Here is a 16,542-nt window from a genome sequence, read left to right as displayed (position 1 = left end):
TCATGAGAATATTAATAGTATGGTTAATACTTGTGTTGGCACATAATCAAGTTTTAGCCCAGACGATTTTACAAGGGCAGGTCCTGGATAAGCACTTATTGGCAATCGAAGGTGCTACAGTGAGTATATTGGGAAAACCAAGGCTTGTTAAATCGGAAAAAGATGGGCAATTTACAATCAATAGTCCGATCGAGTCAGGAAAACTTATGGTTTCCAAACAAGGGTTTAAAAATTCCTTCATATCATTTAAGGGAAGAATGGAAGGTATAGTAATAGTTCTTGCAGATTCTTTAATTGCCGTTGAAGAGATCAAAATAGTTCATACCGGATACGAATCGCTTCCTAAGGAGCGATCTACCGGAAGTTTTGCTAAAATTTCAGCAGACGATATCACCCAAAGAATCGGCACGAATTTGATAGAGAGTATTGGGGGGTATATGCCCAGTTTGCAAGTTGAAACTCGACATGGTGAAACCGATCTCCATGTTCGAGGGCTTAGCTCGTTTGATCTGGCGATGAGCAAACCGCTAGTAGTGGTCGATAATTTTCCGTATGAAGGCGATCTTGAAGACATCAATCCTAATGATATAGAATCGGTAACATTGCTCCGAGATGCCTCTGCTACTAGTATTTGGGGGGCAAGGGCAGGCAATGGGGTATTGGTCATTACGCGTAAAAAGGGAAGGGCTGGAAAGGCCGAAATGACCTTGCAATCCAGAACACGTATTTCATCCAAACCAGATATCTATGCATATCCTAGCTTAAAATCATCAGAATTTATTAACGTGGAGAGGATGTTGTTTGATGAAGGCTTCTATGATGGTCTATTGGATCCACTTTCTAACAAGTATACCATTATTTCACCTGTTGTCGATCTACTGGCTGAACATCGGAGCGGGAAGCTAACAGATCAGGTCTTACAGGAAGAATTGAAGAGGTTGGGGACCAAAGATTATAGAGATGAACTTTATAAGCATCTTTTTCGTAATCCTTTTCTTCAGGAAACTACCTTTGGGATATCATCATCACTAAGCAAGCTCAATTATCGCGGGTCAATTGGGCACCATCAAATTATTGGCAACAAGGTAAATGAAAGTTCAAATCGGATTACACTAAGCAATCAGCTCAATTATGCGCCCAGTCCCAATTGGATTGTTAGTTTAGCCTTGGATCAGACCCATTCAACAGAACAGTTCATGCTCCAGGGGGAGGATTTCCCACTTAGGATTGGTGGGGGACGTTCTTATTTATATCCCTATGCTGAGCTGGCTGACGTCAACGGAAATTTTCTTTCTGTTCCCAAAGGCTACAACCAACATTATTTAGGTATGCAACAGGGGACTGGTTTATTGGATTGGAATTATTATCCCTTAATGGAACTTGACCGATCACTTGGTAGGACTCCTTCCTCCCATTTTCTTGGAAATCTATCCATACAATGGAAACCAACTACTTGGCTGCAGACCGAACTGATGTACGGATTGGAAAATCAAAAGGATGGAAGCGATATGCTTTATGGCGCGAATTCCTATTATGTGAGGGACTTGGTGAACACCTATAGTAACATGATGGGTCAGGGATTGACAAATGCCATTCCTCAGGGTAGCATTTTAGATCAGGGCAGTGGATCGATGAGAAGTCAAAAGGGCAGAGGAATGGTCCGAATCGATCAATCCTGGAACGAAAACCATGAAATCCATGGTCTGATTGGAATGGAATTCAGCCAAACGAGACGGGAGACGATTGCTTCTCGAGTGTACGGTTACAATGAAGATTTGCGAACCTCCCAGCCTGTTGATTATGTTACTGTTTTCCCGACCTATGACGGTCTGCTGGGAAGCCAGCGGATCCAATATGGGAACTCAATCACAGAATTCAATAATCGATTTGTATCTGTATTTGCCAATGCCTCCTATACCTACCAAAGTAAATACACCCTGAGCGGTTCAGCCAGGAGGGATGCATCCAATGTTTTTGGTGTCAATACAAATAATAAATGGAACCCGCTCTGGTCAGTAGGTTTTGCATGGAACATGCATCGGGAACCATGGTTTGGGGAGGCGAGTTGGCTGGAGTCGCTGCGACTCAAAGGAAGCTATGGTCACAGTGGAAACGCCGGTGGAATTTCGGCAACAAGACCAATCCTAAGATATGTAAGCCCCAGCACGGAATGGATCAATAGCTACCCCAGGGCACAGGTCACCTCACTTCCGAATGCAAATTTGAAGTGGGAAGATGTGGGAATGAAGAACATTGGCATGGAGTTCTCGATATTCAAGGGTTTGTTGAAAGGTTCCTTCGAATATTTTGTAAAGCATTCGACCGACCTTCTCTCGGAAAATTACATGGATCCAACCAAGGGATTTTCCAGAGCGACCATGAATATTGGGAGAATGAAAGGAAGTGGATATGATGCGGAACTGGGTGTAAGGTTAGCCTCTTCGGTCCTAACGTGGTCAAGTACGCTGAATTTTTCAAAAAATCTTTCGAAGGTAACAGACTATCAGGGGGCATCCGAAAGAGCTTCATTTTACACATCGAACACAGGAAAAAGGATGAACCCACGGGAAGGGCTGAGTCCCTATCCGGTCTTTGCCTATCGTTTTGCGGGTCTTGAGGCACAAACTGGAGATCCCCAGGGGTTTTTGAATAATGAACCGTCAATCGACTACCGAAAGCTGCTCGCAGATTCGGTCAATAGGTTGCACTATTTTGGATCATCAATGGCACCCTATTTCGGGAGCTGGCGCAATGCACTTGGAATCAAAAAGTTTCTACTGTCATTTCTGGTTTCATATAAATTCGGTCACTTCAAACAAAGCGAGACCATTAATTACAGTGCGCTCTTCAATTCCTATGTCGGGCATCCGGATTTTGAGGATCGATGGCGACAGCCTGGGGATGAATCGGAAACGACCATTCCGAGCATGAAATATCCGGCCAATACGAATAGGGATAAATTTTATGCAGAATCGGAAGCTAATATTATTCGAGCTGATTTTATCCGCTTACAGGACATCAGCCTTTCGTATCCTTTGGATATCAAACTGGGCAACAAAATTACTAACATGACCATAACTGGACAAGTTAACAATGTCGGTGTGCTTTGGAAAAGAAATAAAAAAGGTATCGACCCAGAAAATTATCCAATTCCGGCTTCACGAAATTTTGGCCTTTCTGTCCGTTTACTGTATTAATCCGATGAATATGAAAACACATTTTTTAGTATTTGCATCCATGCTCATTATATTATGTAGCTGCGATCATTTTCTGGATATCAAGCCTGACCAATCGATCGCTATTCCCGAAAACATTTCTGATGTTAGGGCAATTTTGGACCAACAATCTGAAATCAACGATAATTTCCCTGGATTGATGGATTTGGCGGGTGATGATTATTTTGTTGATTTTACGACTTGGCAATCAAAACCTGTCGATGACCAAATGCTTTACATTTGGGATGGAAGTGCAACGACGGAAGATCCCCTGACCTGGAACGAATCTTATGGGGCAATCCTTATAGCGAATGTTGCGTTGGAATCCCTTGATATCTTGGAGTCTGATGGCAAAGACAGATCCGCCATTAACGACCTCAGGGGTGAGGCCCATTTTATTCGAGCAATTCGACTATACCATCTTAGCCAATTGTTCTGCAGGCCTTATGAATCCAGTACCGATAACGATGGACCCGGACTTCCCTTGCGTGAGTCATCGGATCTCAATGCTACCTCCTTTCGAGTAACGGTGGAACAAACATACCAATACATCTTGGATAATTTATCCAAGGCTATTTCATTTCTGCCAAAAAAATCAGCCAGCATTACCCGACCCGGTCTAGATGCTGCGTATGCCCTTCAAGCAAAGGTTTATTTAAGTATGCAGAACTATGAAAAAGCCCTAACCGCAGCTGAGCAAAGCCTGGAAATCCATCCCAATCTGCTGGATTACAACGAGCTTGACTCCAGCCCTTCAAATCCTTTCACCCTGAATAATAAAGAATTGATATATTATGCGCATAATGTAAGTGCAGGGAGGTTAATTACACAGGCCCTGGCCAATGTCGATACGTTACTTTACGATCTTTTTGAAGAGGATGATCTGCGAAAGAAACTGTTTTTTGAACCTAAAAAGAACGGATATATGGCATTCAAAGGTCAGTATTCAGCCAATCAACGAAACCTTTTCGCAGGCTTGGCCACAGATGAGGTCTACCTTATAAAAGCTGAATGCGAAGCCAGGTTGGGTAAAACAAATGAATGTTTGACCACATTGAATACCCTGTTGGAAAAAAGATGGGAGAAAGGAAAATTCCAGAGGATCCAATCCGACTCTTCGGAAAGATTATTGTCGATGGTTCTTTCAGAAAGAAGAAAACAGTTGATGTTCCGAGGAATCCGTTGGGGTGATTTGAGAAGATTGAATCAAGAAACCCGCTTTGAAACCGTCATTAGAAGAAGATTTCCAAACATCGGTGAAGAATATTTGTTACCACCGAGAGATCTGCGCTATACATTTTTAATTCCTATGAAGGTGATTGAATTCTCAGGGATGGAACAGAATCCCAGATAAAATTTTTATTATGTTCGTAGGCAACCTATCTTCACCTTAACAAAAATAGCAGGGCTTTGGCCTTTAGATCAACCCTGAAGGCCAAAGTCCCGCTGTTTTAATTGATTACTTCAAACCTTTTAAAGGTGTGAGCCCGCTCAGAATTAGGCAATTTTGAAATTTAATGACTTCTGAACGATTTAACGGTGCCGTTTGCTGTAGGCTTATTGTTTTCGATGGATTCCAGGGCGTCCTCAATGTCCGCAGTCTGACTGGTGCCCAACATAGGTTGTCCTCCATTATTTGGAGCTTCAATGGTGCATACAGTTTGGGGAGTTCCGCCACATGAACCGGATGTCAGGGTATAGTCTGAAGGCTCTAATGGATCGTCTCCATTAAAGTACCAGACCAAAGGCAAGGCGTCCGAAGTTGTTGAGATTTCTGCATCCATCCTATTTGAATGGGCAAATGCTATTGATAATAAAGCACAAAGAGACAGTCCCAATCCAAGAACTGTGATCTTATTTTTATTTTTTAATTTCATGTTTTAATTGTTTAAGGTTTTCCAGGGCCATATAATAATGGCTTTTTTTTCTCCAATGGAAGGGTCTACACAAATCAGAATGATCCGCATAAACCCTTACTCGGGAATATTGCAAATTTTCTGGTATGTGTCGGTATGCTCAACATGTTTCGTTATTCCTTTGTTCATTCTATTTCAAAAGTAAACAGGATAAAAATTTGATGTTAACCATATCTGGTGCGTAATATTTTTTTACTTTTACGAAATGTGTAGATTTCTATGATGGGAACGGAACTTGCCCATCGTTGTTCCTGAATGTTTTTTGAAAGTTCTGTTCATTGCACTGATGGAACTGAACTTAAACATTATCGATAGTTCCAAAAGGGATATTTCAGTGTCTATCAATAGACCGGAGATCAACTCGAGCTTCTTTTCTTGGATAAACTTTCGGACGGTTGTTCCATACCTTTCTTTGAACAGACGTTCCATTTTGGAGATGGTCAAACCGTTTTTTCTGGCTAACCTTTGGACGAATTGTGTGTCGGCCGTTGCTAAATTTTTCAAGAGGTCACTTTGAACCTGATTGATTTTTTTTATTGTACGATGGATATTGTATTTACCGTGCAATCCTTTGTAAGCTGATAATAAATTGGAGAAACGGACCAAAAGATAATGTATGTAACGAGAGTTGGAGTTTTTCGGAACTTTTAGCAAACTTTTTAAGGACATGATGAAATAATTGTCCATTTTTTGAGGCTTCATTCCATTGATTTTTTTATTGTTGGAACCTGCAACAAAATCTAGCAGCAGACGGTTCCTATGAAAGAGCATTGGAGAAAGCGAGTCAAGTATACTAACGGTATACAGCTCCATCTCCTGATCAAGAAAGATGATATTATAGATATCCTGGCGTGCAAATAATAATATGGTTTCACCATCCTTAAGGTATATTGGATTCGCACCATTTTTTTCAGAATATGCAATCGAACCTTTCATGAGCATCAGAAGGACATATACATTAGTGGTCGATTGTATTGTCAATGAATAACCTTCTTTTGAGGTAATGATATAATGTTCTATCAACAGGCAGTCCTTATCAAAGCTTGCCAATTTTATCTGACAACGTTTTCCTTTTAAGTAGATGTACTCTGAACACGGCAGGGGCATCAGTACTGTGTCTACGATTCCTTTGAGCAGAAGCTCTTTGGAAGTTCTTTCTGGCAGGGTAAGTATAAACTTCATGATACGTTCATTTTAATTTCCAGATTATCCAAGCGATGGGGGGCCAGCCCTACTCCAGGGCTATACGATCGAATTGATCTTTTTTCACTTTTAATGAAAGCATTATCGCTTCTTCCACAGTTATCTTAGATACTATATTAAGGTGATCTAAAATTATACTCAGTCTATTTTCTAATGTTCCGGTGACATATATCGGGGAAATATTAAGGGTTCGATAAGTATTTATGAGCATCCTTTCAGATTCCTCCCTGAATCTTTCAGAAGTCGGACGGTGTCCATCTTCAACAAATGGAAATTCAATGGGAAGATGAAAAAAGAGGTCGTAATTGTTTTTCGTATAGGTCTTTGCCAAACCTTCAAAACCTCTCATCAGCAATTCAAAATCTCTGTACTGTCTGTAGTTCTTTATTTTCTTCCATAACATCGACCACTTGTTCTCATTGGGATAAGCTCCAGTAACCAAACGAGTGCTCCCATAGAGCCATTCCTGCAGAGGACAGCCGTCACTGATGAAACCTGTGGTTAATCCACTTTCCGCTTCCAGTCTATTCTTGAAACGCTCCATGCCCAATCGTAATAATTCAGGATAGGAACACTGTTTAAGATTCTTCCGGGGAAACAGATCAGGTAAGATTTCACGCATGGTTGGTGCATGTGTTGAAGGAATCCCTGTTGCGAAGGATAGAGCCAAGCTTAATGTGGTCTTGCCCGTACAGTAGGTTCCACTGATAGCTATCCGCTTCATAAGTAGGCAATTTTGTGACAAACATTGAACCTCGCATCCATATTTGCAATCTTACTTATGACAGAAAACGAATGGTATGTATGGTCTCCCATTTTGAGCATCTTTCTATCAGAAAGGTTGACCTTAGCCCTGTAATTTTCCCTCTTTTCTGGTCTTTCAAATTTGATATCCATTGACCTCAGCCAAATATTCGGACATTTTTCCCTTTCAGTCTTCAATAACCTAAAGAGCAGGACCTGCATAAGTTGTCCAGTAGTCCCTATAAGATCTGTCAATATGATATGGTCAAATGAAGTTCCCAGACCGCTCAGTTCTTGAAAAAGAGTTGGTGTGGGTTGCATGACACAGGAAATCTTTTCTTGACTCTCATCTATTTTAATTTCTGATATTTCCGTATTTCTATCTCGATAGGATCTGCTGTACATCGTTCCATCTTGGATCGGCCAGTCATTTTCCCTGAGCTTTACCTGGGAAGGGCCCGGGTGGTCCAAAGTGATCCTACAGGTCGTCCTTCCGATCTTTACAACAAGTACCGTAAGCCTCCCGTTAAGTGAATCCAGTGTCAACTTGGAACTCAATTGATGGCATTCCACACAGATCTCTTCAGGATTGGAAGCAATTGTGATCTCTTTATTGATCTTGACCTGGAAATCTCTTGGAAATGCCCTGGCGAGTTCGGATCTCGTCAATCTGGATATTTTCACCATATGTACTTCAGCTAAATAAAGTGCAATTGCGGAATATTCCATGCTGCCCAAATGGGGATTTTCCTGACGTGGCCTGCCCGGCCCCTTATATGATGCAGCAATCACTGAAGTAAAACCATCTTCTGTTAATCTAACCGTGTGCAGATCAAATTCAAAATGTTTGAACCCTTGAGAAAAATACCTTGAATTTCCGTTTCCCAAATAGCTGTCAATCTCTGTGCAATATTTTTCCATGATATGTTATGATTTGTCCATATTGTAAATCTAGATGCTCAAATGGATAATCATTGTTCTATTCCCGTAAAGAATGTTTTATTTTTTACGGGTTTCGTAACTTTAGGGAAAACCATTGGTTTTTATTTATGATATTCATAAAAAACGGGGCCTTTTCGTTAAACTCTATCTATAGACGTAAAATTTTGTTCAGAACATCAAGAACAGATAAATTGAAATTTCCAGTAATAACTAAAATAGCTGATTATGAAAAAACAGACCAAATTGTTCGAAACCATCAAGAGAAAAGTTTTTGGTCCCAAAAAATGGGTCGAAGAGGTCTCAAGTGTTCTTCACATGAGCCATGCTTCAGTTTACAGGAGGGAACGGGGAGAGGTTCCTTTGGATATGGAGCAGGTAGGGATGCTTTTAGATCATTTCGGGATCGATATTGGCGAAATATTTCATGGGCAGGGCGAATATGTCCATTTTCGTTATTTGGATGTTGATGTGAATGATATTGAAAATTATCGGAACTATATAAATGGCATCATAAGGTCCATGGTCGAAACAAGATCTGCAATGAAAAGGGAAATCATCTTCTGTGCGGATGACATTCCGATTTTCCATTTAATGGCCTTTCCCGATCTTACATATTTTAAATTGTACGTTTGGTCTCAATGGATGGGAAATATCGATCACCAGATGCAGTTTGAGGAATTTGTCTACCAGATGAAAAGGAACTATATAGAACCCCTGTTCTTGGAACTCAAAAAGGAATACGAATGTGTATCCTCAAGAGAAATTTGGACAGAAAACACGATAGACCCTTTTCTAAGGCTTCTTGACTATTACGAAAATATTGGGAGTTTTTCAGATCCTGGTTCCCTTGGAAAGCTTTTGGACCAACTTGAAAGTCTAAGAGAAACACTTGAAAAATATACCATAGAAAAGGAAAAAGCTGAGGGCGCTTCTTTTGAACTTTATATAACCCCATTGGATTTCGGTTCGAGCCAAATGGTCAGTATGGTCAACGAAAGATCCGTTACTTCCATTAAGCTGTATACCGTAAACAGTATCATGACCTCCGATTTGAGGTTCCAGGAAAGCAATCTTAGGGTCATTAAGGGAGTGCTATCCAAATCTACCTGTTTGAGCCATACTTCCGAACGTGAAAGAGTTCAGTTCTTCAAGGGATTTCAGTCCAAGATCGATCAATTGAGAAATAAATTGAAAGTGTAGGTTTATAAACAGAATTTTCTCTTTCTATAGATACATTAATATGGTCTACGGACATCAAACTATATTGGAATACAAAAAAGCTTCATATACGGATTTCATTACTGATTTGCAAAACATCCAATCGCATTTAAGACAAGGGGATCTTGATTCACTAGAGGGTATATTCTGTATTTGTGATAGAACGGTCCACAATAGGTCCCCAATGAACTTGGCAATAACTTTGTTCAGGTCAGTCGGTTCTGAAACTGAGATGGTAAGGGAAGCCACGGTACTGATTGCCCTTAGCGACAGCATCTATGGCAATTTTCTGCCTATCAAACGAAATTCCAATATGGGTAACAAAGAATGCCTTCGGTATCAAATATTAAAGCTACTCCATAATATTGAGGATATCCTCGGTGAAATAGATAAGTTGAGCCCAATGATATTCTACTCCCTAAAGATGTCCCGATTCGCTCTATCTCTTTACAAACCACGTATCAAGGCTGAACTTTCCACGATTACCTTTAAGCTTAAACGTGCCGGTATAAGTATAGGATTGACAGAACTAATGGTGAAAACGGTGGGTGACCAACTATGGGACCGGAAAATCACCTATGGACAGATTGACAAAATTGTTAAGGTTTTAAACGGAATAAAAATCATGGAAGGTATTAGCGAAGGGAATATTGAAAAGGTTCTGGTTCTATCGGACCTAGATCCTTCCGAGATAGCAGGCTATTTAATTGACAAATCCAGGGATTCATTGCTTGAAAAAGATTCCCTCTATGACCAAGCGAATGAATTGGTCAATCTTAAGGAAGAAGCAGCTATTCTTTCCGTCCAAATTGGGAAATATCAAGCTAATGAATTTTCAATTACCGCAAAGAAACTGGAATCCTTTTACAGATCCCATGGCTCCATTATATCCAAGAAAATAAAACTTCATAAAAAAGAAGCAAGTGATCAACTGAACTTTCAGGGGAATAGGAAGCTTCAAGTCAACCTGCCAGTATCCCAATTCGGCCTGTTCATAAGACTTGCCATGCAGGTTGGCTGGTTCGGGGAAAGGGAGGTATCAAAAACATTTGAATTCTTTTCCAAGAATTTCTCTACCTCAAGAGCTATGATCATCTCAGCTGAAAGCCTACAGAAGAAATCACTAGATGTAGAATATTCTAATGCCAAGAAAATGAAGGCCCATCTTATCCAAATGATCAACCATTTAAACCAGCACCATAATACCTCCAAACCCTGAAGGAAATGAATGCAACATAACATCCTAATCAAGATTTATTTTCAATTTTATCTATTCTTCTAGATCCCCTAAAAACCCACTGCATCTTAATCCCAACCTAGATTTTTATTAAAGGGTGAAACGTTTCTTTCACCCCCTTACACTGTTTTCGCCCTATGTCGTTTTCGTGCTTTGTACCCGAATGGAAGAATAGATCCATCGGGAAGAATGAAGTACACGGAACTGGCAACGCTGCTAAAAAATGCAGCCGAACAAGGAACAGCAAACGCAATCAAAGAAGAACAACCTGTTCCAGATCAGTTGACCAAAGCCGACGCTTACCGCCTGTATGGTCGTAGCAATGTAGATCGATGGCTCCGTGAGGGGCTGATCTCCATCGGGCAACCTACCGACACTTCCCAAATCTTTTTTGACAGATCGGAACTCGAAGCCGTCGCGGCTTCGAGCAATCGGATCACCTACCTGCCCGTAGCGGACAGGTAAGCGCATCCGCTGCGATAGCGGAGCAAGAACGGTCTTTGACATCGAGGAGTGAAACATTATCCCGTGAGGAACGGGAAATTTTGCGAAAGTGAGGTAAGCCAATGATTGGCAATACCAATATGCTGAAAGCGCATTGGCAGGCGATAGCCCGGTCCGTATGGACTGACGTGAGTAGCTCCGACAACTTACCATAAATCGGCAAGAGCGGATCATTTCGGGTTCGTTGCCCGTTGCCGGTTCCATCATGGGGATACCCAATTCCCTTTATCCGTAAACCATCAAACCCCAAAGAAGCCATGAACATACTATTGACACCGCTGCAATTGCAGACATTGCTTTGCTATGCCGCCGAAATGGGCGCGAAATCAGCTTTGACAAAAACAGGCCATATCCGGCCATATCTCAAAAAGTCGGAAGCATTCCGCCGTTATGGACGAAAGAACGTCGAACATTGGATTGCGCTCGGTATCATCACCCCCCGAAAGGACGGCGACCATTCCGCAGCATGGCGGATCAACCGTATGGAGATTGAAGCCGTGAGCAAATCCCGTGAAGCCATGCGCTACCTGTAAACCTATCCATCACATCAAAAATATTTCTTATGACATCTTACAAAAGCAACACATCAAACGATGAACCGTTTGCCCTCGTTTCCCTGCTCAAAGCATTGGGGCATGAACCTGTATCAACGGGTGGCGATGAATTTTGGTACGCCAGCGTGCTGGGAAACCGAACCAACAACAAAATAGTCCTAACGGTCAATAACCGATTGAACACTTGGTTTGACAGCTCATTTGGTCTACTTGGAAAAGGTGGCAACCTCATGGACTTTGCCCGTACCTATTGGCCCGATCTATCCACCGAACAGATCGAAGAAAAACTTCGGAGCATACAAACCCAATCAGCTAAAAAAGATAGACCCCTGCGCAAACGGAAAGCAACCAAGATACCCGATTATCGTGTTGACCGTACCCGCCCATTGGGATACAACAATGAGGTAACCGATTTTCTGATGGAAAGCGGTCTTTGGGAACTCGCCGATCTGAACATCCAAGAAGTCTATTATTATGTAACCGATCAAAAGGGCAACCGCAAAGATTTCTGTGCCGCTGGTTGGATGAACGAAAACGGAGGTTGGGAAGTACGCGCCCAAAATTATACGGGCTGTATTGGCCCAAGAGGAATGACCTTTATTTCGGCAATTGAAACCGTGCTTGCCATATTCCCCGAATATGTGGACTATCTGAAAAGGCGGAGCGACAAGTATTTGCACTACGCATCGGTACTGATATTGAATCATCCCGATTTCATATCCGCATCGCTGAAACGTGCCAGCCATTTTGAAAGGGTACTGCTCTATATCGATGAAACGAGAGACGGATACCAGTCGGCGACGGAAGCATTCACCCAAAAGCTACCCCACATAGAAGTTATACCCCTTTAATCATCCAACCCTGCTTATGTCAAAATATGTAAACGTGGACGATCTCCGGGAAATCCCGATTTCGGATTTTTTGGCCAGGCTCGGTCACCATCCGGTACGTAAATCCGGCAAGGAACTTTTCTACCACAGTATGCTACGGGAAACCAAGCAAGACACCCCATCCCTGACGGTTTGGGATGAGGGTGGAAAATGGATCGACCGAGGTGGCCCGAACTCAACGGGCATACATGGCGGTAGTATCGTCCAGCTCGGCCTTGCCTATTGGCCACAGCTTTCCTTTGTCGAAGTGCTCAATAAAATAAAGGACACCTACGATATGCAGGTGTCCATGATACCAGCTTACAAACCCGTCAAATCCGCTAAAGAACAAGAGCAGAAAGGATACACCTTTGAACTCGTGCGAACACAGCCTATCGGCAGAAACTTTGTCCTAACCAAATACCTTGAGGCACGTGGGATATTGGACGTTGCACATGGACACCTGCACGAAATCTATTACAGAAACCGTCTTGACAACGAAAACAAAAGTATTTTCTATGCCATTGGCTGGAAGAACGATCAGGACAACTGGGAGTTTACCAATGCCAAAGGTTTCAAGAGCAGTATCGGCAAGAAAGGTATATCCGTGATCCCTGGCAATCCAGACCATGCCGTTCTCTTTGAAGGTTATATGGACTATCTAAGTTGGCTTAAAGTGAACCACCCAGATCCTGCGCCGACCGCCATCGTCCTAAATTCCATTGTCCAGTTAAAGAATGCCATCGAATGGGTCAAGGGCATACCCACCGTGGACGTCTATTTCGACAATGACGATCCCGGCCGCAACTGTACACAAAGGCTGATCGAAGCCGTGCCACAGGCCAAAGACCGTTCCGGTGTTTATGGGGCGTACAAAGATTACAACGATATGCTAAGGGCAGTCCTAAACGAGCATGAAATACAGCACCAACGGGCAGGCCCCAAGCGCTGATTTTTTGAGGGGTCGAAATCGGTTATTCAGCTATATAGATAACCGGATATAGGTATATACCGATAGCTTTCTATATAGCCATCCCGATATACAGATATTCATAAATCCCGATATGCAGATAGCAATACCTATAGATGTACCTTTATCCCGATATAGGTATATCCATATATATAAATATTCAGATAACTGCACATGCCGATATACAGCTATCCATATATACACCTATACCGATAGCTGTATATATGGATATACGACCGATTGAAACGTGTTTTATCAATCGGCCATCCCCGCACCAATATGCGAAAAATACCCCCAAAACCCACTTTTTTGCCCCTTGCGGTATAACCCCTGTTTTTTGTTTTGTATTGTGCAAGTTGTGTTTTTGTACGTACGGCTCCCGCCGTACCCACAAAAACCAACTTGCCCCGGAACAGCCCGGCTCCGGTGGAGCGTGTCTGTACCAGGGTAGGAAAAAGGTCGCAACTCCCTTTTTCTCCTGCAAAGCGCACCACATCCGCCGCGGAGCGACGAAACATCCATAAACCTTTAAAACCATCACCATGCTAAGACACGGTAGCCTTTTTTCAGGCATCGGCGGTTTTGAAATCGCCGCTTCATGGATGGGATGGCTAAACGTTTTCTCCTGCGAGAAAGACCCGTTCTGCCGAACCGTTCTCAAACACTACCCCGCCAAATACAACACACAATGAAGACATCTACGATTTTCAGGCAACTCACTTTCGAGGACACGTCGACATCATCAGCGGCGGGTTCCCCTGCCAGCCGTTCAGCCAAGCCGGACGAAGAAAGGGGGCGAAAGATGACCGTTACCTCTTCCCGGAGACTATCCGAATTATTAAGGAAGCACGGCCGGAGTGGAGCGTACTTGAAAACGTTACTGGACTGTTCACCATTCTCCAGCCCGATAGTCTTTCTGAAATGGAAATCAAAGCGATTGAGCTTTTTTGTGAGGACGGTGAACAACCTGCAACAAATACCATTATCCGACTCAAGCGACAGGTCATCGGAAACATCATTTCAGAAATTGGGTGAGCAGGATATGTACTTCCGAAACTCGAAGACGGCATACCAGTCATTCTGTGTATTCCGGCTGCTGCCGTTGGCGCTCCACACGGGGCGGGATCGGGTTTGGTTTGTTGCCCACACCGACCGCCACCGAGATAAGCAACATAAACAACGATGGAACAGGCGCAGGACAGACGACGGCTAAAGGACAGGAAGAACGAACGGGGCAACGGCGTTCAGGTCTCCCTGACGGATTTTCTGGTCTATCATGCCCTGATCTCCCTATGAAGCCCGGCAGAGAAAATAGCCGAGAGGATGCCCAGCGAAAAACAGAAGCGTTTACTAAAAGTGCTGCCGACAGCGGAGCAGGTCGATGGAACGACATTCCCCTATATACGGGATGGCCAAGTGAACCCCCGTTTTGTGTCCGAGATGATGGGCTTTCCGAAAGACTGGACGGAATTACCTTTCCTGCGTGGCGGGCAGAAAGCATAAAAGTCTACGGCAACGCCATCGTTCCGCAGGTTGCCCTTGAAATCTTTAGGGCAATACAATCTGTCACCTTGAACCATAAAGCACCATGAAGAACAGAAAAGGAAATCTAAAAACCGTCGCTCATAAACAGCGTACCCGACGCTTTGAACTCCGGTTGAGCGAAGCGGAACGTGCGCAGTTTCTTGATCTTGAAAACGCACTTGGCCTGAGCCGCGCGGACATCGTGCGTATCCGTGTGCTCCAACATTCCAAAAAGATGCTGGTCAATACCACCGAAATCATGAAACTGTTGGACAGTATCGGTGCGGAGATCGGCCGATCGGGCAACAACATCAACCAATTGGCAAGGCATGCTAATACCCTGCAACAACAGGGAATGTTGCACTCCGCTATTATGCGTGACCTTATCCCTTTGCTTACCGAATATGTCAGGTTGCAAAGGGAATTGGAACAGTCTATCCGGCAGCTCATTAGGCTTATAAGGGGGCAGACATGATCGTCAAGATACTTGACCCCTCAACCACGTTCAAAGGGGTGCGTTACAATACGAACAAAGTGGACAAGGACAAAGGCGAGCTGATGAAAGTATCGGGTTTCGGTGCCTTGCTGGCCCTGCAAAATCTCCGCCCGGAAGATTACGTCAATTATCTGGAAGCCCAATCCGCAGCAAGTAAACGGACGAAGTACCCACAGCTCCACGCCGTCATTTCCTGCAAGGGGCGTTCCCATAGCAAGCAACAACTTACAGCCATCGCCGAACAGTGGCTGAAAGGAATGGGCTACGGCGAACAACCTTACCTCTTGGTATTCCATAAGGACACGGCGAACAACCATATCCATATCGTTTCCACACGGGTAGACCGGGACGGCAAAAAGATAAACGACAGCTTCGAGAAAATCCGTGCCTACGAAGTATTGAACCGTATAGTCGGCGTGAACGAAAAACAAGAGGTCGATAAGAATATCGAAAAAGCGTTGAGCTATGGTTTCTCCACACGGGCGCAATTCATGATGATACTTGAAGCACAAGGGTATTCGCTTAAACTGACCGATGGGATATATCAGATCAGCCGTTACGGCAAAAGACAAGGCGCGGTCTCTTTGGAACAAGTGGACGCCAAAATCGGCACTTTTGACAAAGATATTGATCGGTTGGCACAGCTCCGTGCTGTCTTTGCCAAGTACCGTGGCCAGTACGGTCCGGCGGTAGTCCATGTTACGGCCCCGCTTCCCGGTAACAGGCCGTCCGCCCCATCGGGCTACACGTCTGCAATGGCGCAGATGCTATCGGACAAATTCGGGGTACAGATCATATTTCACGGTAAGGACGGAAAACCGCCATACGGTTATACCGTCATCGACCATTCGAGGAAAATGGTCTACAAGGGAAAAGACCTTATGCCGTTGGCAGAATTTATCACACCATCGGAGGACACCCCCGAAATATCGGCCAAAGTAGAGACTAAAGCGGACAGGACTGAACAAAAAGAAAAGGAACAGAAAACGTCTTCCGAAGAAACAGCCACCTATACCGATCATGTACAGGGAACATCCGAGCAATGGATACCCAATATCCAGATCGACATTTCCGACGACATCGACGACGAGGCGATCCACGGACGCAACCGGAGACGTAAGCGCAAAGCCCGCACAAATACCCGCTGACA

Annotated in this window: 15 protein-coding genes and 1 pseudogene; 12 read left to right on the top strand and 4 right to left on the bottom strand. The window is 43.5% G+C overall.

The genetic code is table 11. From position 1 onward, the window contains the following. Positions 1-2: 2 nt before the first annotated feature. Together NMK93_RS19270 and NMK93_RS19265 are read left to right on the top strand one after the other, a co-directional pair. On the top strand, positions 3-3,197 hold the full coding sequence (locus tag NMK93_RS19270; RefSeq protein WP_254526811.1) for a SusC/RagA family TonB-linked outer membrane protein: 3,195 nt from the start codon (positions 3-5) through the stop codon (positions 3,195-3,197). 10 nt (positions 3,198-3,207) lie between these two features. Next, positions 3,208-4,569: a RagB/SusD family nutrient uptake outer membrane protein gene (locus NMK93_RS19265; protein WP_254526812.1), complete on the top strand. Its 1,362-nt coding sequence runs from the start codon at positions 3,208-3,210 to the stop codon at positions 4,567-4,569. A gap of 160 nt (positions 4,570-4,729) precedes the next feature. On the opposite strand, the gene NMK93_RS19260 is transcribed toward NMK93_RS19265, so the two are convergent. The 4 genes from NMK93_RS19260 to NMK93_RS19245 form a co-directional block, all read right to left on the bottom strand. Further along, positions 4,730-5,092 (bottom strand): hypothetical protein, encoded by a 363-nt coding sequence (locus NMK93_RS19260; RefSeq protein WP_254526814.1) that lies wholly within the window; start codon positions 5,090-5,092, stop codon positions 4,730-4,732. A gap of 237 nt (positions 5,093-5,329) precedes the next feature. Then, on the bottom strand, positions 5,330-6,313 hold the full coding sequence (locus NMK93_RS19255; protein ID WP_254526816.1) for an AraC family transcriptional regulator: 984 nt from the start codon (positions 6,311-6,313) through the stop codon (positions 5,330-5,332). 49 nt (positions 6,314-6,362) lie between these two features. Then, positions 6,363-7,058 carry an ATP-binding protein gene (locus NMK93_RS19250; protein WP_254526818.1) on the bottom strand — a complete coding sequence of 232 codons (696 nt, stop codon included), beginning with the start codon at positions 7,056-7,058 and terminating at the stop codon, positions 6,363-6,365. Next, entirely contained in the window at positions 7,055-7,999 is a 945-nt protein-coding gene (locus NMK93_RS19245; protein WP_254526820.1) for an AvrD family protein, read from the bottom strand. Before NMK93_RS19245 ends, NMK93_RS19250 begins: the two co-directional genes overlap by 4 nt. A 246-nt stretch (positions 8,000-8,245) precedes the next feature. Between NMK93_RS19245 and NMK93_RS19240 the strand changes: the two genes are divergently transcribed. From NMK93_RS19240 to NMK93_RS19200, 10 genes and pseudogenes are all read left to right on the top strand, one after another. After that, positions 8,246-9,220: a hypothetical protein gene (locus NMK93_RS19240; protein WP_254526822.1), complete on the top strand. Its 975-nt coding sequence runs from the start codon at positions 8,246-8,248 to the stop codon at positions 9,218-9,220. Positions 9,221-9,422: 202 nt separating this feature from the next. After that, entirely contained in the window at positions 9,423-10,457 is a 1,035-nt protein-coding gene (locus NMK93_RS19235) for a hypothetical protein (protein WP_254526824.1), read from the top strand. Between the two features lie 171 nt (positions 10,458-10,628). Continuing rightward, positions 10,629-10,940, top strand: coding sequence for a hypothetical protein (locus NMK93_RS19230; protein WP_254526826.1), 312 nt, complete (start codon positions 10,629-10,631; stop codon positions 10,938-10,940). Between the two features lie 296 nt (positions 10,941-11,236). Further along, positions 11,237-11,512 (top strand): hypothetical protein, encoded by a 276-nt coding sequence (locus NMK93_RS19225; RefSeq protein WP_254526827.1) that lies wholly within the window; start codon positions 11,237-11,239, stop codon positions 11,510-11,512. 29 nt (positions 11,513-11,541) lie between these two features. Next, positions 11,542-12,384 carry a hypothetical protein gene (locus tag NMK93_RS19220; protein ID WP_254526829.1) on the top strand — a complete coding sequence of 281 codons (843 nt, stop codon included), beginning with the start codon at positions 11,542-11,544 and terminating at the stop codon, positions 12,382-12,384. 34 nt (positions 12,385-12,418) lie between these two features. Further along, the gene (locus NMK93_RS19215) at positions 12,419-13,354 is read left to right on the top strand and encodes a toprim domain-containing protein (protein ID WP_254526830.1); all 936 of its coding nucleotides are present in this window, start codon (positions 12,419-12,421) and stop codon (positions 13,352-13,354) included. Between the two features lie 714 nt (positions 13,355-14,068). Then, positions 14,069-14,206: pseudogene (locus NMK93_RS19840) on the top strand (DNA cytosine methyltransferase); the annotation flags it as partial. A 458-nt stretch (positions 14,207-14,664) separates the two neighbouring features. Continuing rightward, entirely contained in the window at positions 14,665-14,964 is a 300-nt protein-coding gene (locus tag NMK93_RS19210) for a hypothetical protein (protein WP_254526832.1), read from the top strand. Next, positions 14,961-15,371: a plasmid mobilization relaxosome protein MobC gene (gene mobC, locus NMK93_RS19205; RefSeq protein WP_254526833.1), complete on the top strand. Its 411-nt coding sequence runs from the start codon at positions 14,961-14,963 to the stop codon at positions 15,369-15,371. Before NMK93_RS19210 ends, mobC begins: the two co-directional genes overlap by 4 nt. After that, positions 15,368-16,540, top strand: coding sequence for a relaxase/mobilization nuclease domain-containing protein (locus NMK93_RS19200; RefSeq protein WP_254526834.1), 1,173 nt, complete (start codon positions 15,368-15,370; stop codon positions 16,538-16,540). Before mobC ends, NMK93_RS19200 begins: the two co-directional genes overlap by 4 nt. The last annotated feature ends 2 nt before the right edge of the window (positions 16,541-16,542 follow it).

This window comes from Sphingobacterium sp. LZ7M1, from assembly GCF_024296865.1.
Lineage (GTDB): Bacteria > Bacteroidota > Bacteroidia > Sphingobacteriales > Sphingobacteriaceae > Sphingobacterium.
The sequence above is the reverse complement of the archived record's forward strand: the minus strand, read 5'-3'. Positions and strand labels throughout refer to the sequence as shown.

Coding starts and splice junctions, on each gene's coding strand:
- NMK93_RS19270 (WP_254526811.1), top strand. CDS start 3: ATGAGAATATTAATAGTATGGTTAATACTTGTGTTGGCACATAATCAA.
- NMK93_RS19265 (WP_254526812.1), top strand. CDS start 3,208: ATGAAAACACATTTTTTAGTATTTGCATCCATGCTCATTATATTATGT.
- NMK93_RS19260 (WP_254526814.1), bottom strand. CDS start 5,092: ATGAAATTAAAAAATAAAAATAAGATCACAGTTCTTGGATTGGGACTG.
- NMK93_RS19255 (WP_254526816.1), bottom strand. CDS start 6,313: ATGAAGTTTATACTTACCCTGCCAGAAAGAACTTCCAAAGAGCTTCTG.
- NMK93_RS19250 (WP_254526818.1), bottom strand. CDS start 7,058: ATGAAGCGGATAGCTATCAGTGGAACCTACTGTACGGGCAAGACCACA.
- NMK93_RS19245 (WP_254526820.1), bottom strand. CDS start 7,999: ATGGAAAAATATTGCACAGAGATTGACAGCTATTTGGGAAACGGAAAT.
- NMK93_RS19240 (WP_254526822.1), top strand. CDS start 8,246: ATGAAAAAACAGACCAAATTGTTCGAAACCATCAAGAGAAAAGTTTTT.
- NMK93_RS19235 (WP_254526824.1), top strand. CDS start 9,423: ATGAACTTGGCAATAACTTTGTTCAGGTCAGTCGGTTCTGAAACTGAG.
- NMK93_RS19225 (WP_254526827.1), top strand. CDS start 11,237: ATGAACATACTATTGACACCGCTGCAATTGCAGACATTGCTTTGCTAT.
- NMK93_RS19220 (WP_254526829.1), top strand. CDS start 11,542: ATGACATCTTACAAAAGCAACACATCAAACGATGAACCGTTTGCCCTC.
- NMK93_RS19210 (WP_254526832.1), top strand. CDS start 14,665: ATGAAGCCCGGCAGAGAAAATAGCCGAGAGGATGCCCAGCGAAAAACA.
- mobC (WP_254526833.1), top strand. CDS start 14,961: ATGAAGAACAGAAAAGGAAATCTAAAAACCGTCGCTCATAAACAGCGT.
- NMK93_RS19200 (WP_254526834.1), top strand. CDS start 15,368: ATGATCGTCAAGATACTTGACCCCTCAACCACGTTCAAAGGGGTGCGT.